Here is a 21241-nt window from a genome sequence, read left to right as displayed (position 1 = left end):
CAAAAAACAACATAAAACAAGACTATGAAGCGAAGGGAAATAATCAAACAGCTGGGTGTCGTACCCGTAGCGGGTAGTTTGTTGGCCAGTAATTCAGTGATGGGAGCTACTTTGGGAAATATGGAATCGTTGGTAACAAAACCATTGACCAAAGGCAAGAACATCTATGAATCAATAGGGGTGGATACCATTATAAACTGTAGGGGAACCTTTACCATTTTGGGAGGGTCTACGGAAAGACCAGAAGTTTTGGAAGCCATGGAAGCGGCTTCAGGCTATTTTGTCCAATACGATGAACTGGCCATGGGCATAGGTCAGCGATTGGCCGAATTGACCAAGGCTCCTTGGGGAATGGTCTCTTCAGGTTGCGCGGCCGGCATGAAACATGTTACAGCGGCTTGTGTAACAGGGGGCAATCCAGAAAAGTTGATAAGAATTCCGCACATTGACAACCTCGAAAAAAACGAGGTGATCATACCAAGAAGCTCAAGAAATGTGTATGATCAGGCTATAAGAAACGTTGGGGTTAAGATCATTATGGTAGATACTCCAGAAGAACTCAGAAATGCCATTACTTCAAGAACGGCCATGATCTATATTATGACTGGGAGGAACAATGAGACGGGGAAACCACTTTCCCTTGAGGTCATCAGCCAAATAGCCAAACCGCACAACATACCTATTTTGGCCGATGCAGCTGCAGAAAACCTAAGTATTCCCTGCGTACATCTTGAAAGAGGGGCCACCGTGGTGGCTTACAGTGGTGGAAAAGCCATATGTGGGCCACAATGCGCAGGGTTACTTTTGGGAGATAAAGACTTGCTCATGGCGGCATGGCAGGCCAGTGCTCCCCATCACGGGCCGGGCCGGGACAATAAAGTGGGCAAGGAGGAAATGTTGGGCATGTTGGCCGCGGTCGAGGCCTGGACAACACGCGATCATGACAAAGAATGGGATACCTGGATGGGTTGGTTGGATGAAATATCCGCCAAACTAACCAAAATTGAAGGGATTTCAAAAGAAGTTAGAATGCCCACAAGCTTGGACAACAGAACTCCCCGATTGATCTTAAAATGGGATCCCGATAAACTTCATATCACAGGAGAACAATTGGCGGAGGAAGTGGCCAGAAACAAACCCAGAATCGCCATAGGGGGATGGAGTAGGGGGGAAAGCACTTCTATCTCTATTACTCCAAGCCAAATGAGACCGGGCAATGCCAAAATAGTGGCAGACCGTCTGTACAATATATTGGTTCAGGAGCGTGAGCCCATTTCAGATGAAATGGAAACTGCCAGCCAGAACATTTCAGGACATTGGGAAGTGAAGGTAGAATTTTTTACCAGTACGAGTTCCCATAGATTTTTCTTGGAGCACAACGGGAATTGGATCACTGGAACACACACCAGCGATTATGCCATGCAGGAGATCATAGGTATGGTAGAGGGGGATGAAGTGGTTCTTAGAAGTAACTACAGGGTTCCTGGCAATTCCATAAATTTTTGGTTCATCGGAAAAATATCCTATGGAAATCTTGAAGGATCCGTGTTTCTCGGAGAATATTTGACCGCAAAGTTTAGTGCTGAAAAATTATCGTATCAACATTCCCATAAAAAGTTGATGGTTCCCGGAGGGCCACCTTTGGCAACATAAAACATAAACCCTAGTATAACAATTACAGATACACACCTTATAAATAGAACATAATGGAAACTAATACAACAAGAAGAGCATCATTCAAAAGAATCGGAATCGGTTTGGCCGCATTATTTGGCGTCGGTTCAACGGTTAGTGCCAGGGCCATGGCAAATGGGTCCAAAGACAAAAAAGAAGTAGTAGGCGATGTTGTCACCGATCAAGACGTCCCATTGTTTTCCGGGGCGGTCAAACATGGAAATACCCTGTACGTTGCTGGCAAAGGTGCCCATGTGGAACCTTTTGAGATCAAGGCCCATACGGAAATTGTATTGAACGCGCTGGAAAGGGAACTTAAGAAACATGGTTCATCAATGGACAAGGTTCTCAAGGTAAATGTGTATTTGGCGGACCTGAACGATTACCATGCCATGAACGAGGTCTACAGGGGAAGGTTCGGAAAGAACCCTCCCGTTAGAACCACCGTCGCCACTTACGGAGGGGTGCCCGGAGATTCATTGGTTGAAATCGACTGTATTGCCGCCTTGGATTAACGAACAATCTTTCGGAACCTAAACACTTTACCATGAAGTTTTTGTTTAAACTGAATGTTGTCTTAATACTTCTGGGTTTGATATCCTCAAACCTTTATGGACAGACAATTCCAAAGGAAGAGCTTGTTTTTTTGACCTCGGAATGGAAAGGGGAACGCTTTGACGATGGTCGCCCCAAGATTCCGGATGATTTGTTGGAACGTGCTCGAAATATTGGAATAGACGATGCATGGACCGTATTGAAAAATGGAGGTTACACGAACCAATTCGAAGGTAACTGGAAAATGGTGCACCAAAACGTTCCGGTCGTGGGACGAGCACTGACGGCCATGTTCATGCCCAGTAGGCCCGATGTGGAAAAGAACATCAAGGAAAGGGGCATAAACCAGCATGGGAGAAAGGGAAACACCAATTCGTGGCCCATAGAGATGCTCTCCCAGGGTGATGTGTATGTTGCGGACGGATTCGGTAAAATAGACGCTGGCACCCTAATGGGAGCAACTTTGGCAACATCCATATACAGTAAATCAGGCACCGGGGTAGTATTTAATGGCAGTTCCCGTGATCTTAAATCCATAAAGGAAATAGAGGGATTCAATGCATTTGTTCGTGACTTTCATCCTTCTTTCCTGGAGGAAATGGTGGTGATGGGACTTAACGTTCCCATAAGAATGGGCAATGCCATTGTACTTCCCGGTGACCTTGTGATAGCTGAGGAAGAAGGTGTGCTCTTTGTGCCCGCACATATGGCTGAACAAGTGATTTCCATCGCTGAATTTGTTGCCCTAAAAGACATTTTCGGATTTGAGATGGTAAGGTCAAAAAAATATACTACAGGTGAAATTGACAGTAAATGGACCGAAAAAATTAAGGAAGATTTTATCAATTGGCTCCGTAATAAGCCCCAGTTGGGTAAAATGACCCGTGCCGAACTTGACAAAGTATTGAGTAAAAGAACTTGGTAAAGTAACGATCAATCATAAAATATGAATGCTAAAACCAACCATATTATCATTTATTTCTGTTTAGCCCTCTTTGTGTTTTCTGGCTGTGAAACCAGTAAGAAAGAAGAAAAGAAGGTAAAGTCAGAACAAACCTTGAAAATGAAAAAACCAAAAGTGGAAGATGTTGAGGTGGCCGTGGAAACCTTTCATAAAACCATGATTGTGGCCCGAGCCGATGTAATGGACAAATTGTGTTCGGACAAGCTTATATATGGCCACTCCAGCGGACTAGTTCAAAATAAGGAAGAGTTTATTGATGACCTTGTAAATGGTTCCTTTGACTTCAAGTCAATAACAACACCCGAGCAGACCATAACCCTTTCAGGAAACACGGCTGTTGTACGGCATATATTTCAAGCCAGTGCAATCCATGAAGGGGAACCTGTGGAAATCAGGATTGGGAACCTACAGGTGTATCAACTTTCCGATAATGGAAAATGGTTGCTTCTGGCAAGACAGGCGTACAAATTATAACCTAGCATTAAAAATGGGAAGACTAAAAACGAACCAAACTTTTAAAAAAAATACATCTACTGTTTTCTTGTTTTATCACCCCAATGCGTAATTGGGCAAAAAGTACGCTAAGCCTGTTTTAATGGCAGAGTACACCTAATGGTATTTACGGACGGGATGATGTGGCATTTGAGGTATTCACGGAACTCAACGAATATGTGTTAAAGAAAATCCTCTTGATGTAAATTCTAACATACCAAAAAAGGGTACAAAAGTACCTTGACTATAGTAATTAAATTAAAAAAAGAGTAGTAGTTGCTGGGGTTGGATCCTTTGTGGCCAGATAATTTGAATAATGTATACTTAAAATGGGATTTTGTAACATACTAAAGTCAATAATATTGTTTTTGTGCAAGCCAATCTGTCTGGTTGGATTCTACTATATATTTTTTGCCGTATCGCTTTCCGCCCAAAACCAACAAAAAGATTCTATCACTAGCTTAGAGGAGGTGATTTTGACCGAACAGGAAATCGAGAAAAAAGCTTTGGGCATTACCCCGGCAAATCGTATTGGCTTGAGTGACATACAAAGGCACAGCCCTTTGGATGTTGTATCCACTATCAATCAAATTCCTGGAGTGTACTTGCTTTCCGGGGCCTTGAACACCAACCGGATAACTATTCGGGGCGTTGGCGCACGTACGCCCTTCGGTACTGATAAACTTCGTCTTTATTTCAATAATATTCCAGTGACCAACGGAACAGGTTTTTCGACCATTGAGGCCTATGATCTAGAAAATATTGGAGGCATTGAAGTGATCAAAGGACCCAAAGGCACTGCTTTTGGAACCAATCTTGGAGGTGCTATTATTCTCAATACCAAGCCCCCCCATGTTGGAAGAACATTTTTGGACAATTCAACCACATTCGGATCATACCATATGTTCAAGAACAATTTGTCCTTCAGACATTCAGAAAAAAAATTCGACCTCAGCCTCAGCTATAACCATCTAAAAACAGAGGGGTATCGCCAGAACAATACATTTGAGCGTGATGGTCTATTGCTCACTTCCTCAGTTGGGCTTGGGGATCATGATGAGATTGGTTTTTTGTTCAACCATATCGACTACACTGCCCAAATTCCCAGTTCCCTGGGTCTGGATGAATTTAAAAGTAATCCAACGAATGCCGCGGCGAACTGGTTGGCCGCAAAAGGGTTTGAGTCCAATGCATACACTTTGGCGGGCATTACCTACTCCCATGTTTTTCAAGGGGGGGCAAAAAATAGCACAAGCATATTCTATTCATACTTGGATCATTACGAGCCACGCCCCTTTAACATTTTGGATGAATTCACCAATGGTTTTGGATTAAGGTCAATTTTTAAGGGAAGGTTGTTCGGTGAGAGTTTTACCCTGGGAGGTGAGCTTTACAGAGACGAGTATCATTGGGGCACATTTGATAACTTATATGAACAGAACCAAGGAATGGGCAGTCTTAAAGGAGATCGGCTAAGTTCAAACCTTGAATTCCGTGGACAATGGAACATCTTTGGGTCCATTGCGTTTGACTTGACGGATCAACTTGTGGGCCAATTTGGTTTAAACCTGAACAAAACCACATATGATTTTAGGGATTTGTTCCATATAGGGAGCGAAAACACTTCGGCCAAACGTAGTTTCGACCCGATTTTGACCCCAAACCTTCAGGTCCAGTACCAATTGAAAAATGGATCACTCTACTTAGGGCTCAGTAGGGGGTTTTCCAATCCAGGGCTTGAGGAAACGCTTACTCCCGACGGAGTTATCAACCCTGACATAGCTCAGGAAAAAGGCATTAATTATGAACTTGGAGGGACTATTTGGCTATTGGGTAGGACCATGAGTGTCAAAGCGGCCCTCTATCATATGCAGATCAAGGATTTATTGGTGGCCCAACGAATTGGTGAAGATCAGTACATAGGTAAAAATGCGGGGAGAACACGACATCAAGGAATGGATTTGGATGCAAGCTATACTTTTACCCTTTCAAGTACATTGGCGGTCAAACCTTTTGTTGCCTACACATTCAGTGATCACAAATTTGTTGAATTTATTAGTGGGGACAACGATTATGGGGGCAATCCACTTACGGGAGTACCCAAACATCGGATCAGCTCAGGGCTGGATATTGTACATCCAAAAAGTTTGGCCCTGCGGGTTTCGTACCAATATGTTGATGACATTCCGCTCACCGACAGTAATTCCCTCAGCAGTGAGGCATACCATGTTTTCAACGTTTCCACCAACTATTCAATAGATTTTTCCGACCATTTTCAGCTTGTTCTGAATTATGGTCTCAATAACCTTTTTGATGCCAAATATGCAGGGTCGGTCCTGATCAATGCAGTAGGTTTTGGAGGAAGGCAACCCAGGTATTTTTATCCTGCTAACCGGTTCAACCATTACGGAAGAATAGGACTGACATATTCATTTTAAAAGAAGTTTAACTAAAAACCGCATAAACTATACATATATGAATTTAAAAAAACTATTTACCCGACCGATCATTGGACTGTTGTTTGGCCTTTTGGCCACGCAGTCATCGTTCTCACAAAAGGACACTGAGCATGTTATCATCGGTTATGTTGGTGGTTATAATGGCAATGTTGTGGAAGCGTCCAAAATAGAGGCCAAGAGGCTCACCCATATCAACTATGCCTTTGTTGACATCAAGGACAACCTGGCCTGGTTGCACAACGAAAAGACAGATACGGTCAATTTTAGAAAGCTCAATGCGCTGAAAAAGGTAAACCCGGACCTTAAAATAATGATCTCCGTGGGAGGTTGGACCTGGAGCAAGAACTTTTCCGATGCCATGCTCACCGACGAATCGACATTGAAGTTTGCGCAAAGTGCCGTGGATATAGTTGCCAAACACAATTTGGACGGCGTGGACATTGATTGGGAATATCCGGGGATGAAAGGGGACAACAATGGCTACCGTCCGGAGGATCGAAGGAACTACACCAACATGTTCAGGCATTTACGTGAGCAGCTTGATGCCCTTGCGCGAAAAACAGGAAAAGAATACCATGTTACTACCGCCATTGGGGGATCCAGGGAATTTTTGCAGCACACGGAAATGGAAGTGGCCCAAAAATATCTGGACTATATCAACTTGATGAGCTATGACTTTGACAATACCTATGACAATATGTCTTCGCACCACTCCAACCTGTTCGCCCCTAAAAACATGCCCTATCTCTATTCGGCCGATGTCTGTATAGAAAACTTAAAGCGGGTCGGGGTCGATCTATCAAAAGTGGTTATGGGCATTGGGTTCTATGCCAAAGGAAAAATCGTGGCCAGTGACGACAATGATGGACTGTACCAAATACCCGTTCGTCCTCGGTATGGAGGGGGCTTTTCCTATATCAAGGACAGTTTGGTAAATAAAAAAGGCTATCTGCGGTACTGGGATGATATATCCAAAGCACCCTATCTGTTCAATAAGGAGACCAAACACTTTATTACCTATGACGATGAGGAATCCGTAAAGATAAAATGTGATTACATCAAAGATCATGGGCTTGCGGGAGCCATGTTCTGGACCTATTTCAGCGACCCAAAACTGTACCTACTCAAAGTGTTGAACAAAGAATTGGATGATTGATCCAGCAAACAAAACTTGGTGGACTGATCAAAAAAAAGTTGACCATATCATCTTTAGAATACAGATAAAACCATTATAAATGAAAAAACTATCAACTTTATTTTTAGCCTTTATAAGTACCTCGATCACCCTTTTGGCACAGGTGGATGAAAAATTAAAAGAAGATATCCGCAATACGGGCTACCTGCACAACAGCCCTTTGCCCCTGGACCATAGCAAGTCGTTCGAAACCTTTGGGCTGACCAAGAAAGTACTGAGAAGTGACCTTTACCAGGATATGGAAAGTTTGGAAGGATGGTCCCATAAAGGGATCGGAGGTGTCGCGCTCACCGATGAAAGGAGCAAATCGGGGAATAAAAGCCTACGACTCTCGGCACCTACCACCTACCCCCAATTTTTAGGTTGGGGACTTGGCTTTGGTACTTCTTTGGCCAGTTTTGATGTGGGTGGCCAAAATTGGGAGAAGTATAACCGAATCCACCTCTACATCTATCCGGATTGTGAGGGGGACCGAAGCATTTACCTCAACCTATATGTGGAAAACGATGGAGAAATTAAGGTTCCGGACAAATATGGACGCGAAGGTTACCACGAAATAAACCTTATCAACGGTCAATGGAACGAGGTCTTTGTGGAGATGACGGAACTTCCACGCGACAAGGTGAGCAAGCTCAAATTTGCCATTGAGGTTTTTGGAAAAGAGCTCACCATGGGAGAAACGTTGAATTTTGACATAGACGCGGTCTCCCTACAGACCATCGAGAACCCTGAAGTTGTTAGTGGGTGGCAGCCTGCCCAAGACCGTATTGTCCATTCCACAACAGGGTATCGTCCCCAAAGCAATAAATCGGCCATTGTAAGGGTAAAGGATCATAATAGGAAATTCTACCTATTGGACAACGCCACCAACAGGGTTGTCCATGAAGGGGTCGTGGACAAAAAAAAGACTCCTATTGGAAGTTTTGAAACTGTTGATTTTAGCGACTTCAAGCAAGAAGGACAGTATATTTTGCGTGTTGGAGAAGTTACCACCAAGCCGTTTTACATCCACCAAGATGTTTGGGAGGATTCTGCCTGGAGGGTGCTCAATTTTATTTTTTGCGAGCGATGTGGTTACCCGGTTCCGGGCAAACACGGGGCCTGCCATGCCGACTTGAATGGTACCTACAATGGAAAGGTGTTCCCTGCAAATGGGGGATGGCACGATGCGGCCGATATGTCCCAACAGACCCTGCAAACAGGTGAATTGGTCTATTCGTTGATGGAAATGGCCAAACGGGCCAAGGAAAAAAAGAACAAACAACTATATCTCAGGATGATGGAAGAGGCCAAATGGGGTCTGGACTATATCATGAAGACCCGCTTGGGAGACGGGTTTAGGGCCCAAACATGGGGAACCAACCTGTGGACCGATGGATTTATCGGCACCAAGGACGATTCAACGAGGAGGCGTAAGATAAGGGTACACGACAGGGCTTTTGAAAACTTTGTTTTCTCAGGTATAGAGGCCTATGCAGCCATGATGATCGACAATGACGAAATGCTGAAGGAGAATTTAAGGAAGATCGCCAAAGAAGACTTTGCCTACGCCAAGAAAAGGTTTGATCGTCTTGGATTTAATGAACTGAGCGGCGGCGGAGGCGGTGACCATGCAGCTATGGCTTCCAACAGTCAATATATGGCCAATGTTTCCTATAGCGCCAGTTTAATATATAAACTCACAGGCGATGATTACTATGCAGCAGAAGCTGCCAAGGCCATTCGATATACTTTGGACTGCCAGCGCACCCAGCCCCTTAAGGACAAGAATAAATTGCGGGGGTTCTTTTATCGGGATTTAAACAGAAAGTCCATTGTCCATTACACGCACCAGTCTCGGGATTTTATTTTTATGCAGGCACTCACCACACTTTGTAAGACTCAGCCAGACCATCCCGATTACCCTAGATGGAAGGCCGCTATAGAAATGTATGGGGATTACCTGAAGACCACCATGAAATATGTGCAACCCTATGGGATGGCCCCAAGTGGGGTGTACCATGTGGATGAGGTAAAGGACTCCCTCAATTTTTATAGGGTGCAAGTGGGGATATCCAAGGGAGCGGCAAAAGATTACAAGGAACAATTGGAAAATGGGTTTAAACTGGATTCCGAACATTACCTACGGGCATTCCCCGTTTGGTTTTCCTTTAAGGGCAATGCTGCGGTGCATTTGTCAACGGGCAAGGCAGCGGCCCTTAGCGGTAAATTTTTGAACGACCCTGAATTGTTGGATATCGCCGAACAACAGTTGTTTTGGATCGTGGGAAAAAATCCTTTTGGTCAGTCGCTAATTTGGGGAGAGGGAAGTAATTATCCCCAGCAATATACGGCCCTCATAGGTGAGACGGTTGGTGAGATCCCGGTGGGAATGCAGTCCAAGTTCAATGGTGATGAGCCATATTGGCCCCAGTTCAATACGGCTACCTATAAGGAGGTCTGGAACTCCTCGGCAACCAAATGGCTGTCGTTGATAGCAGAATTTTAGTAACAAATAGATGATAGCCATGAATAGCGTAAACGTACTGTGCCAATTAAGATATGTTCTGGTTTGTTCAATGCTGCTTCTGAGCAATGTTATGCCTGCCCAAGAGTCCAAGGCGAGGGTGATGGTAATATTTGCACATCCAGATGAAGGCGAGATATATACCGGTGGTATATCCGCACTATATACCCAAGCTGGGCATGAGGTGAAGTTCCTGTCCGTTACCAATGGCAATGCGGGGCATTATTCCATGCAGCCGGGTCCATTGGCCAAAAGGAGGTTGAACGAGGCCATGCAGGCAAAGGAAATTTTGGGCATTTCAGATTATCAGGTAATGGACTACGATGATGGAAAATTGAAAAATTCAGTTAAGGTCCAAAAGGAAATCGCAAATATAATAACCGATTGGTCACCACAGATAATCTATACGTTTTATCCAGCTATGGGTGGTCATAATGATAATATGGCCGTTGGTTGGATAGTCCGTGACGCCCTAAAATTTCTAGATTCCGATAAGATTCCCGTGGTGATGTACATGAGGGATTTTTTCACCATCAAACTTTCCCATACACCGGATTTTGCGGTGATTATAGACGATGTATGGGATAAAAAACTAGAGGCATGCGCCGCTCATGTCTCACAAGTAGGCGAGGCAATTCCCCACGCATTGGGAATTTTGGAAAAGGTCAGGGACGATGAACAAGCACAATTCGATCTTATGTTCAGTAGGACATATCCTTATAGCGAACCTGTTTTTGCAGTGAGAAAGACACTTGAAAAATGGTATGGCAAGAAAAAGGCCTCTCGAGCGAATTTCGTGGAAGCCTTTGAAATAGCGGAATATGGTAGGCAGATAACCAACGAAGATGTCTATGGACTGTTACCTTTGAACGGGTCGGTAAATAGTTATACGGTTTCGGGGACCACGGAATGGTTGGACACCGGAATCCATGTGGATGCGAACAGTGAAATTGAATTTGAAGCGGAGGGCAAGGTAATTTGGGATGTGTCCGGAATGTACCATAGTTCGCCCAATGGAAATGCTCCCCAAATAGGGATTGGTAAACTACCTGTCAACAGTACTGGTGGAGGAGCATTGATTGGAAGAATCGGTGAGTCCCCGGAAAACGTATTCTTTATCGGAAGAAAGAAAAAAATACATTCCTCTGTTTCTGGTCGGATCTATTTAGGGATAAATGATGAAGATTTTACCGATAATGACGGGGAATTTAAGGTCTGGATACACCGCTAAAACCAAAAGTGCCATAATAGTGTAACCTATGAAAGTATGATTAAATGCCATCGTGATACGAAAACGGGATATCATATTTCTAAAAAAACATAAAATATCATGCAAAAAAATGTAAGACCCATAAACACCATGTTCAAAAACAAACTGTTCCTGCTCCTAGTTTTTTTTGCTTTGGCCAGGGTGCATGCCCAGGACGGTATCGGTGTTTTTGAAGGAAATCTGGACGTTGGCACCGTTAGGCATAACGGAGCTGTTTTTTATGACTCAAATACCCAAAAATATGTAGTTAGGGCCAGTGGGGCCAATATGTGGGGGGATACGGACAATTTCCATTACCTATGGAGGTCCATACAGGGTGATTTCATTATTAGGGCGCAAGTGGAGTTTTTGGGCCCAGGGGTAAACGAGCACAGGAAACTGGGATTAACAGTCAGGAACGGACTCCACAGCGGTGCGGCCATGGTAAACGCCACTGTTCATGGCGGTGATGGTCTAACGTCATTACAATATAGATTGGCTGATGACGATGAGACCAAAGAAGTCCAATCCGCTGATAACGCACCAACGGTCATTCAATTGGAAAGAAGGGGAAACCTCTTTATTATGTCCACCGCAACGTTTGGCGTGCCGTTGACCAGTGTACAGCAAGAGGTTAGTTTGAATAATGAAGTTTATGTGGGACTATCACTTTGTTCCCATGACGCGGATGTTGTTGAAACGGCTATTTTCAAAAACGTTAGGATCATAAAACCCGTTAAGGAAGATTATGTGGCCTACAGCGATTATTTGGGCAGTCGTCTTGAGATTATGGATGTGATTACCGGGGACCGGAAAGTACTCCTGAATTCGGCCCATAGCATCCAGGCCCCCAATTGGACGGTCGATGGGAAGTTGATATATAATTCCAATGGTATGCTTTATGCATATGATCAGCAGAACGGGAAAGTAGAAATGATCCAGACCGGCTTTGCAATACGGAATAATAATGACCATGTGCTGAGTTTTGACGGAAAATATTTGGGAATAAGCCATCATGATGGCGAGGACAATGGTGATTCGGCGATTTACTACATGCCCGTTGACGGAAGCACCAACCCCGTAAGGGTTACCCAAAAAGGTCTCGGGGCGTCCTATTTGCACGGATGGTCCGCTGATGGCAAGAAAATGGTCTTTACAGGACGGAGAAATGGAAAATACGACCTCTACCAGGTAGATATTTCAACGCAAAAGGAAAAGCAATTGACAGATACTGCTGGCCTGGACGATGGATCGGAATATGCCCCAGATGGGGAACAGATCTATTTTAACTCTGATAGGACAGGGACCATGCAGATTTGGAAAATGAAGGCAAATGGAAAAGATCAAACACAGTTGACCTTTGATCAATGGCACGATTGGTTTCCCCATGTGTCACCGGACGGAACTAAATTATTATGGATTTCCTTCCCTAAGGAAGTTGCTTCAAACGATCATCCATTCTATAAGCATTGCCTATTAAGGACTATGCCCATAGGAGGGGGCGAACCCAGGGTGGTTGCATATATCTACGGCGGTCAAGGAAGTATTAATGTGCCTAGTTGGTCTCCAGATGGCAGATATGTGGCCTTTGTGACAAATTCGGACTAATCCATACGAATGCCCAAGTCCATAATTCTCTGTGCTAAGATTGTTTCCAGGCCCTCCATTTTTGGACAGAATGTAGCCTCTATCAGATAAGTTGAGTTCTATGCCCAACTTTTTCTTAGCATTTGTTTTTTTGTTTGAAGTATTGCCCAACTTATAGGGTTATGGGAAACGCTTGGGAATTTATTGTAGTTGGAATCACTTCAAACACTTGTTCCTTTTTTGGGACATCGTTGACTGTTGTTCGACATCCACTTTAAGAAAAACCCCAGGAACCTCTTTTAATATTACCCTAGGCTATTGTTATGGGATACATATTACACTTATTTCCGGAAACCGATATCATTTTCTCCAACCACTGACGAACCACATTTTTAGGGTATTCGGCTCTATCAGGAAATCATAGCCACAAAAGCTCAAGGATCAATAAACGTTGGTTTTTCAGGACTAGAAAAAATTACAGACTAACGGTCTCGCGTATAAGTAGTAGCTGATTTCTACTCATTAACCTTTCAGTTTTACACTAACCTTTGTATTATGTTCATAATTTCGTTTTGTCACTTAAACCACTATTACTCACTCACATTGTTGTACGCTGACTTTTCTCTACTTTCAACAATTCTACATTTTTCAAATTCCATTTCAGGATAAGCTTCATTTGCCCATTCACTTAACTGTTTCAACACTGGTAAAAGCCCAACTGCCTTTTCGGTTAGTGAGTATTCAACTCTTGGTGGAATTTCAGCAAACGACTGTCTTAAAAGTAATCCATCATTTTCCAATTCTTTTAATTGATTGGTCAGTACTTTTTTTGAGATTGTTGGTATAAGTGCATTTAACATTCCAAAACGCAGTGAACCGTTAGATAATAAGTATAAAAGAATTGGCTTCCATTTATTTCCAATTATGTTCATCGTATGCACAAGTGAACAAGCATTTGGGTTGTCTATATATTTTCTTGCCATTAGTTACTTTTTGGTTACCACTATTTGCCCAAATCAAAACTCAATAGTTTCTTTTTTAAACTAATAATAGTTTCTTTGCGACACAAATGTAATAAAAATTTAAAATGAAAAATGTTTTTATAATAAACGGACATCAAAAATATCCATTTTCCGAGGGAAGATTAAACGCTAGTTTGACTGAGAAAGCTGAGAGTTACTTTAAAAGTAAAGGCTACAACATCAAAAAAACTTCTATGGAAGATAATTATGATATAAATGAGGAAATCGAAAAATTCAAATGGGCGGATGTTGTCTTTTTTCAAACGCCTTTAAACTGGATGGGGGTAAGTTGGTCATTTAAAAAATATATTGATGAAGTATTTTCTATGGGTATGATGGGTGAAATGTCTGATGGTGACGGTAGAAGCAAGGAAGCACCAAAGAAGAATTACGGATTAGGAGGAAAGCTAAAAGGAAAGTATATGATGTCAGTAACGGCAAATGCACCAAAAGAAGCTTTTAACAATCCAGAGGAAACATTTTTTAATGGAATTAGTGAAGATGATCTGCTAAAACCAATGCATCTTAATTTTAAGTGGTTTGGATTTGAATCCTTACCTACGTTTATGGCATATGATGTAATGAAGAACCCTGAAATTGAAAGTGATTTTAAACGCTTTGGAGGGCATTTAAAAAAGTACTTCTAGTTTATGTATACCAAGAGGAATTATTCTATTAAAGTGATGGTTCTGTGGACACGCAGATACATCTATAAATTTTTGATTATAGCCACTGTTCCAACCACCTTTTATGCTGTCTTAGATTGGAAGTTTTTAAACCTGCCCTGGTTGCCCATTGCTTTGGTAGGTAGCGCTTTGGCATTCATTGTTGGTTTTAAAAACAATGCTTCGTACGACAGATTATGGGAAGCAAGAAAAGTTTGGGGTGGAATTGTCAATACCTCTCGCTCTTTTACTATGATGGTAAATGACTTCATTGTCAATCAAAAAAAAGAAAATGGGCTATCCGAAAAAGAATTGTTTAAAATTAGAAAAAACATAATCATGAGGCATATAGCTTGGATGACTTCACTTCGTCATGCTTTAAGAAAGCCAAAATCATGGGAAATGTCGACGATAAATTCTTCAGACAAAGAATACATGAAAGATGTTGATATAAATGAAAGAAAATTTACGCTCGAGGAAGAATTGGAAGGTTATCTGTCAGATGATGAAATGCAGCATGTAATAAAACAACAGAACAAGCAAGGAGCTTGTTTGAATTTGCAATCAAAAAAGTTACGAGAGTTAAAAGAGAAAAACCTTATTTGGGAATTCGCCCATTTAGAAATGGAATCTTTACTAGTCGAAATGTTTACGCTACAAGGAAAAGTCGAACGAATTAAAAACTTTCCCTATCCTAGGCAATTTGCCACTCTCAATTTATTCTTTGTTTGGATTTTTATTCTTCTACTTCCATTTGGAGTAATGCCTGTTTTTGATGAAATAGGACAAGGAATCATTGGGCAATATGGTTCAAACAATCCTGCTATCGAATTTATAGGTACACATTTTGTTTGGTTGGCAATTCCATTTAGTGTCATTATTTCTTGGATATTTTTTACAATGGAACGTATAGGAGAGGTTTCTGAAAATCCCTTTGAAGGAATTGCAAACGATACGCCAATAACAAGTATTTCTAGAGCAATAGAAATTGATATCCGACAGATGATAATGGATGACCCAAATACAATTCCATCTCCAATAAAAGAACAGAAAAGTATTTTAATGTAAAAAATTATGAATAGACCAACTCCAAAACACACAGCTCCAGAATTATCTTTTCCATTGTTGGATGGCAATAAATGGGAATTAAGGAAACAAAAGCCAGATAGTTTTACTCTAATCGTTTTTTATAGAGGTTTACATTGTCCACTGTGTAAAAAGTATCTTAAGCAGTTGCAGGAACTTTTGCCTGACTTCAAAGATAGAGGTGTGAACGTTGTTGCAGTAAGTATGGATACTGAAAAAAGAGCAAGACTTTCTCGTCAAAAGTGGGAATTGCCTATTCTTACTTTGGGTTATGAACTTTCTGAAAATACAGCAAGAGAATGGGCATTGTACTTAAGCGCTGGTGTGAAAGATGGTGAACCCAATGTGTTTAGTGAACCTGGTCTTTTTTTAATTGACAATACTAACAATGTTTATTATTCTGCAACCAATAGTAACCCTTGGGGAAGGCCATATTTAGCCTCATTTGTAAAAGCCGTAGATTACATTGTGCAGTCTGGTTATCCAGCAAGAGGTGAAATGCTATAAATTAAATGTTATGGACACAAGGGCAAAAGGACGATTAATAAGGCTGGCAGAGCAAGAAATTCCGATACATAAATATTTTGGTTTGAAAGTTGAAGTTATTGAAAAGGAATTTATAAAAGTAAGAGTGCCTTTTAGAAAAGATTTAGTAGGTGATATTCGCGCTAATCATTGGCATGGTGGAATTATTGCTACAATTTTAGATTCTGTTGGTGGTGCTATTGGTATAGCTAATTTTAATACGCCTAAAGATAAATTATCAACAATAGACTTGAGAGTTGATTATTTAAGATTTGCAGATGGAAAAGATTTAATTTTTGAAGGAAGGTTGGTCAGAATGGGAAATCGAATTATGGTAACTAAAATGAAGGCATTCCAAGAAGATGTATTAGTTGCAGAAGGAAAAGGTGTCTATAATTTTATTCGAGTGTGATTTTTAGCTTGCGTACAACGATGGTATATACTCAGGTTGCTGAAGCTGCTTTACTGAATGTTGTTAGTCGTTTTGACGATCAAAGCGGTCCCAAAAAAATGGCTATTTTAAAGGACAGTTTAAAATTCAGAGAACTTTAGGGCAGCGGAGTTCTATTCCAGGTCTCTTTTAGTAGTTTCGCTAATTTACCTTTCATGATACAGTATATGAACATCCATTATTCGGTCAACCCCGTTGACTATTAAAAAGTGACCGCGGCAGGATTGTTCCACATCCTTTGCGGTCCTTCCTGAAAATGCAAACAAGCATCGCTATCGCACTGCAGTTTTGTATTTCCTGCTCACTTATGAAAAAAAAGTTTTCAATGTTCGCAAAAAATACAAAACCCTGCATTTTCATACAGGGTTTGCGCTTTAAGTGACCGCGGCAGGATTCAAACCTGCAACCTTCTGAGCCGTAATCAGATGCGCTATTCAGTTGCGCCACGCGGCCTAATATTTTCTTTTCTCCACCTTCTTCCGGCTGCCGACTTCAAGTATTTTTCTCTCTTTCTTGCCTCCGTTCTGGTTTCAAAAGTTTCAGTATGAACCACTTCCCATGGTGTACATGATTTAGTGGATTCGGCTTTCCCTTGTTATGTTCTTTTAACCTTCTTTCAATATTAGTGGACATTCCAACATAATATTTTTGAAAACCAGTACTGTAAAGAACATAAACATAAAACATATTGGCTGTTTTATGCGCCCCGCCCTAACGTGCCGTCCGGTACGGGCGGGCACGCGGCCGTAAATGGGGTGCAAATATATTTCTTTTTACCTTTACAACAAAACCCCTTTATCCAAAAATAATATGGATTTTCAGGCCTTTATCCGGGATGTGGAAGACTTTCCAAAACCTGGCGTAACTTTCAAAGACATCACTCCACTTTTAAACAATCCCGAGGCACTGAACAAGGCATGTGAATCCCTGCTTTCTATGTTGGAGGGTTTATCCATAGATAAAGTGGTTGGTGTGGATAGCCGAGGGTTTATATTTGCGCCTATGCTGGCATCAAAACTTGGGGCCGGATTTGTCCCAGTACGGAAAAAAGGGAAACTGCCTTACAAAACCCTTGCCGAGTCTTATTCCTTGGAATATGGAGTGGATGCCCTTGAAATTCATACGGACGCTATAAGCAAAGGGGAAAAAGTACTGGTTCATGATGATGTGTTGGCCACTGGTGGTACCGCTAAAGCCGTTTGCAAGCTGGTTGAACAATTGGGAGGGGAAGTGGTTCAGTGTAATTTTTTGATTGAACTTAGCTTTTTAAACGGGGCTGAAAAACTGAACGGATACCCAATCAAATCCTTGTTGCACTATTGACCCAATGCCCGTGTAGTAACAAAATAACGCCACCCTATGATGGCCAATTGTAGTTTGGACGCTTTGGCAGGATCCAATCCCTTTTTGGTGTAAGACGGTAGTATGGCCTTGTTGATTTTTGCCAGAACTTTGTAGAACATCGCTTCAAGTGTTGGTGCTACAAATATAACCAACCTGAGCTAACCCCATTGAAATAAAGGATAGGGGCCGAGTTATCGACCCCTTGGAAAACATATCTAACAATTAACTATTTTCCTTGATCCATGTATTGATTTTGTCCTCAAGCAGGGCCAAAGGAACACATCCAGTTTCCAATATCTGATTGTGGAATTGCCGAATATCAAATTTATCTCCCAGTGCATCGGATGCTTTTTTACGCAATTCGCGAATCTTAAGCTGCCCAATCTTATAAGAAAGTGCCTGACCCGGGTTGGCCATGTACCGCTCAATTTCCGCAGTAATTGAAGCCTCAGATTCTGCTTCGTTGTCCAAAGAATATTGGATGGCCTGTTCACGGGTCCACCCTTTGGAATGCAAACCGGTATCCACCACCAACCGAATGGCCCTATGCATCTCAGCGCCCAACATCCCAAAAAGTTGATAAGGGTCGGTATAGAGACCAAGTTCCGTTCCTAAAGACTCGCAATACAAAGCCCAGCCCTCACCATAACCGCTGTACCACAAAAGCTTCCTGAATTTGGGCAATACTTCGCTTTCCTGGGTCAATGAAATTTGATAGTGGTGTCCGGGTATGGCTTCATGTAGGAACAAGGATTCATCGGAATACACATTGTACTTGGTTACTTCGGGAATAGGGGTATAAAAAATTCCTGGGCGGGTACCATCCAAGGATCCTGGGTTGTACTCTGCACTTGCCGATTTTTCCCTAAAGGCTTCCGTGCGGCGCACCTCAAATGGGGTCTTTGGTTTTACATCAAAAAGCTTTTCTATTTGTGGCTTCATCCGATCATGAATGGCGTTGAAATTGTCAATCACCTGCTGTGGATCGGTATAGGGCATCAATTCTTTATTGTCTCTTACATAATCAAAGAATGCTTTTAAATCTCCTTCAAAACCTACTTCCTCCTTTATTTTTTCCATTTCGGAACGAATCCTGGCCACTTCACTCAATCCAAGTTCATGAATCTCCGCAGCCGTCATATTGGTAGTGGTGTATTTTTTGATTTGATGGGCATAGTAGGCATCGCCGTTGGGTTCTCCCTGAATACCACTGGACTCCCTACCGGCTTCCAAATACTCATTGGCCATAAAGGTGTTGAGTTTTTCATAAGCAGGAATAATTTTATCCTTGATCATTGTCTGGTAGGCCTCTTCCAGTTTGGTCTTGTCCTCTTCGGAGAAACTATCAGGAAAATTTTTGATGGGAGTGTAAAACAGATGTTGGTCCAAATTTTGGGCGGTCTGGGACTCCAACTGAGGTAAAACCTTTATAATTAACGATTTGGGAAGCACGTGCCCTTTTGCCATACCCTCACGCATTTTGTCTTCTGCACTGGATAACCATGCCAAGAATCCATCCACTCTTTTCATCCATTTTTCATAGTCCTCAACCGTATTGAACGGCTGTGCGCTGGATCCACTGGCCAATTGCCCCATAAACAAATTGGGAGACCACATTTGGTCAATGGGGGTAAGGTTGGCATTGTGATTGAATTCATTTAGATTGATATCACATTCCCAGACAAGGATGGCTTTGCTCATTTGCTCACTTTTCGTCAAGTTTTCATCGGGGAAATTGTCCAGCTTTGCCTTGTAACCTTCAAAATGTGCTTTGACTTTGGCTATGTGCTCATCTGAAAGTGCATTGGCAAAAACATCATCATACCTATGGTCACCAGCGGTGGTGGCATTAATGGGGTTCAATTTCAGTCCATCTTCATAATAGTTGTTCAGGACTTCAGCAAATTCCTTGCTAAGGTTGGGGGATTCTTCTTTTTTGGCCTCCTGCTTACATGAGAGTAAGCTGATCAGGACGGTTAAAACAACTGTTATTTTTTTCATCAATTTGTGTGTGATTTGTTATAAAAATGTAAAATAGACAAAACAACCAAATTGAAGCCTAAGGCAATTGCTAAAGTTTTCTAAAAAAAAGTCCCGCTATTGCGGGACTAAATTTTACACAGGGCACTAGTTCTTTGGTTTGCTCATCATCTGCTTCGCCAAATCTGCCCCAATTAAAGACTCAAGTAAGGTATTGTCCGAGTTTTTGGAGTCACTGCCCTCAATAAAAATTTCGGGAAGTCGAAGCTCCTTCAGTTCCCTGGCCACACCTACAGAGGTTTTATAATCCCATTCGGCCCTTTCCTGTGGGGTAAGCCCCGCGTTGACCAGTTTGGCATTTTGATAGGCCTCGGCATCTGCGGCCACTTTTTTGCTCTGGGCCTTAAATTTTTCCACTTCAAACTGCTTCTTCTCTTTCACCAAGTTGAATTCGGCCACTTTGGCTTCGGTTTCAGCTGCAATGGTTTTTTGGATTTGTTCCTTTTCCAAGCGTGCGCGTTCTGCGGCTTTTTCAGCTTCTCCACGGGCCTTTTCTTTTTGTGCACGATAGAATTCACGTTCCGCCTGTTGTTTTTCCAACTGGGTCTGGGCCACTTCCTCCTTTTGTAGCTGCAGTCGTTTGTCAAAAGTGGTCTCCCAATCAATTTCCGTTACAACAGCTTGAACAACGGTAAGACCATAGGCCTTCAAAGAGTTGCCTTCTTCCCTAATGGGCTTGCCATCTTGGAATTTGATACGAAAGCGCTTCTGTTTGGACTCTTTGTTCACAACGGTTCGTACCGTACTGCTATCGCCAATAATATCCTTCTTTTCACTTTGTACATACTCCTCTAATACATACATGCCATTCTCCAATTGATCCTTAAAATAGCGGTCAAAATCCGAGGCTTGGCCAGAAATATAGTCCTGGGCATCCATAAGTTTGCAGGTATTCTTTATGGACTGGTCAATATTGGGTATTATCCTGGAACGAATTAGGTTTTTTTCTGTTTTGTTTCGGTCGGCCACCGAAAGGAATTGACTCTGATCTTCCGTATTGATGCTAATGACCACGGAAGTGGCAATTCTGGCTTTTACCGCGTCGCTAAAGGCCCAATATTTGGCTGCATCCACATTGGCATATTCGCTTTGTTCCCCTAGGTTCCCGTCTTGGCTGGGAATAACATATTTGATGGGCAGTTCAAATTGAATGGGAATTAGCCTACCCCACATTTTGGTGTGGATACCTTGTCTGAAAACAGCCTTTTGTCCGCCCCAGGGGTATTGGACTGCATAAGCAGTACCTGGTTCAGCATAGAAAAATGTACCTGTTACAATACTCATCAAGATTCCAATTCCAATGATTTGCAGACTACGTCTGGGGGTAAACCATTGCAATAATTTACTGGTTTTGAAGATAGGTTTGGTAACCAGGGTAACAATTCCTAAAAGTATGATCAGTATTCCAAATAATGTAAGCATAGCGA

At 42.2% G+C, this 21241-nt stretch carries 19 protein-coding genes and 1 tRNA gene; 14 read left to right on the top strand and 6 right to left on the bottom strand.

Annotated elements, in window-relative coordinates; genetic code table 11:
• The first annotated feature begins 24 nt into the window (after positions 1-24).
• From ACO6S0_RS12510 to ACO6S0_RS12470, 9 genes are all read left to right on the top strand, one after another.
• Complete coding sequence (locus ACO6S0_RS12510) at positions 25-1653, top strand: aminotransferase class V-fold PLP-dependent enzyme (protein WP_422348698.1); 1629 nt, start codon at positions 25-27, stop codon at positions 1651-1653.
• A 53-nt stretch (positions 1654-1706) separates the two neighbouring features.
• The gene (locus tag ACO6S0_RS12505; protein WP_422348697.1) at positions 1707-2189 is read left to right on the top strand and encodes a RidA family protein; all 483 of its coding nucleotides are present in this window, start codon (positions 1707-1709) and stop codon (positions 2187-2189) included.
• Between the two features lie 32 nt (positions 2190-2221).
• Positions 2222-3154, top strand: a complete 933-nt coding sequence (locus ACO6S0_RS12500; RefSeq protein WP_422348696.1) for an RraA family protein — start codon at positions 2222-2224, stop codon at positions 3152-3154.
• 138 nt (positions 3155-3292) lie between these two features.
• Positions 3293-3667: a nuclear transport factor 2 family protein gene (locus ACO6S0_RS12495; protein WP_422348695.1), complete on the top strand. Its 375-nt coding sequence runs from the start codon at positions 3293-3295 to the stop codon at positions 3665-3667.
• Between the two features lie 386 nt (positions 3668-4053).
• Positions 4054-6123 (top strand): TonB-dependent receptor family protein, encoded by a 2070-nt coding sequence (locus ACO6S0_RS12490; protein WP_422348694.1) that lies wholly within the window; start codon positions 4054-4056, stop codon positions 6121-6123.
• A gap of 37 nt (positions 6124-6160) precedes the next feature.
• Positions 6161-7300, top strand: a complete 1140-nt coding sequence (locus ACO6S0_RS12485; protein ID WP_422348693.1) for a glycoside hydrolase family 18 protein — start codon at positions 6161-6163, stop codon at positions 7298-7300.
• Between the two features lie 79 nt (positions 7301-7379).
• The gene (locus ACO6S0_RS12480; protein WP_422348692.1) at positions 7380-9827 is read left to right on the top strand and encodes a glycoside hydrolase family 9 protein; all 2448 of its coding nucleotides are present in this window, start codon (positions 7380-7382) and stop codon (positions 9825-9827) included.
• A gap of 19 nt (positions 9828-9846) precedes the next feature.
• Positions 9847-11076, top strand: coding sequence for a PIG-L deacetylase family protein (locus ACO6S0_RS12475; protein ID WP_422348691.1), 1230 nt, complete (start codon positions 9847-9849; stop codon positions 11074-11076).
• A gap of 99 nt (positions 11077-11175) precedes the next feature.
• Complete coding sequence (locus ACO6S0_RS12470; RefSeq protein WP_422348690.1) at positions 11176-12702, top strand: TolB family protein; 1527 nt, start codon at positions 11176-11178, stop codon at positions 12700-12702.
• A 569-nt stretch (positions 12703-13271) separates the two neighbouring features.
• On the opposite strand, the gene ACO6S0_RS12465 is transcribed toward ACO6S0_RS12470, so the two are convergent.
• The gene (locus ACO6S0_RS12465; RefSeq protein ID WP_422348689.1) at positions 13272-13664 is read right to left on the bottom strand and encodes a winged helix-turn-helix transcriptional regulator; all 393 of its coding nucleotides are present in this window, start codon (positions 13662-13664) and stop codon (positions 13272-13274) included.
• A 104-nt stretch (positions 13665-13768) separates the two neighbouring features.
• Between ACO6S0_RS12465 and ACO6S0_RS12460 the strand changes: the two genes are divergently transcribed.
• The 4 genes from ACO6S0_RS12460 to ACO6S0_RS12445 are packed head-to-tail and all read left to right on the top strand — an operon-like array spanning position 13769 to position 16391.
• Positions 13769-14350: an NAD(P)H-dependent oxidoreductase gene (locus ACO6S0_RS12460; protein ID WP_422348688.1), complete on the top strand. Its 582-nt coding sequence runs from the start codon at positions 13769-13771 to the stop codon at positions 14348-14350.
• Positions 14351-14353: 3 nt separating this feature from the next.
• Entirely contained in the window at positions 14354-15436 is a 1083-nt protein-coding gene (locus tag ACO6S0_RS12455) for a bestrophin family protein (RefSeq protein ID WP_422348687.1), read from the top strand.
• Between the two features lie 6 nt (positions 15437-15442).
• Positions 15443-15961 (top strand): peroxiredoxin-like family protein, encoded by a 519-nt coding sequence (locus ACO6S0_RS12450; protein WP_422348686.1) that lies wholly within the window; start codon positions 15443-15445, stop codon positions 15959-15961.
• 10 nt (positions 15962-15971) lie between these two features.
• Positions 15972-16391, top strand: a complete 420-nt coding sequence (locus ACO6S0_RS12445) for a hotdog fold thioesterase (RefSeq protein ID WP_422348685.1) — start codon at positions 15972-15974, stop codon at positions 16389-16391.
• 418 nt (positions 16392-16809) lie between these two features.
• Here ACO6S0_RS12445 and ACO6S0_RS12440 read toward each other — a convergent pair.
• Both ACO6S0_RS12440 and ACO6S0_RS12435 read right to left on the bottom strand, forming a co-directional pair.
• Positions 16810-16883 (bottom strand) — tRNA-Arg (locus tag ACO6S0_RS12440).
• Positions 16884-16922: 39 nt separating this feature from the next.
• Positions 16923-17063 (bottom strand): hypothetical protein, encoded by a 141-nt coding sequence (locus ACO6S0_RS12435; protein WP_422351827.1) that lies wholly within the window; start codon positions 17061-17063, stop codon positions 16923-16925.
• Positions 17064-17240: 177 nt separating this feature from the next.
• Between ACO6S0_RS12435 and ACO6S0_RS12430 the strand changes: the two genes are divergently transcribed.
• Positions 17241-17753, top strand: coding sequence for an adenine phosphoribosyltransferase (locus ACO6S0_RS12430; RefSeq protein ID WP_422348684.1), 513 nt, complete (start codon positions 17241-17243; stop codon positions 17751-17753).
• Here ACO6S0_RS12430 and ACO6S0_RS12425 read toward each other — a convergent pair.
• The 3 genes from ACO6S0_RS12425 to ACO6S0_RS12415 form a co-directional block, all read right to left on the bottom strand.
• Positions 17747-17893 carry an SsrA-binding protein gene (locus ACO6S0_RS12425; protein WP_422348683.1) on the bottom strand — a complete coding sequence of 49 codons (147 nt, stop codon included), beginning with the start codon at positions 17891-17893 and terminating at the stop codon, positions 17747-17749. The two genes, ACO6S0_RS12430 and ACO6S0_RS12425, sit on opposite strands and share 7 nt — an antisense overlap.
• A gap of 103 nt (positions 17894-17996) precedes the next feature.
• A complete protein-coding gene (locus ACO6S0_RS12420; RefSeq protein ID WP_422348682.1) occupies positions 17997-19775 on the bottom strand; it encodes a DUF885 domain-containing protein in 1779 nt (592 codons plus the stop codon).
• A 126-nt stretch (positions 19776-19901) separates the two neighbouring features.
• Positions 19902-21236 carry a cell envelope integrity protein TolA gene (locus tag ACO6S0_RS12415; RefSeq protein ID WP_422348681.1) on the bottom strand — a complete coding sequence of 445 codons (1335 nt, stop codon included), beginning with the start codon at positions 21234-21236 and terminating at the stop codon, positions 19902-19904.
• Positions 21237-21241 lie beyond the last annotated feature (5 nt).

It is taken from the genome of Flagellimonas sp. (assembly GCF_965233845.1).
GTDB lineage: Bacteria > Bacteroidota > Bacteroidia > Flavobacteriales > Flavobacteriaceae > Flagellimonas.
This window is presented reverse-complemented; position numbering and strand designations above follow the sequence as displayed.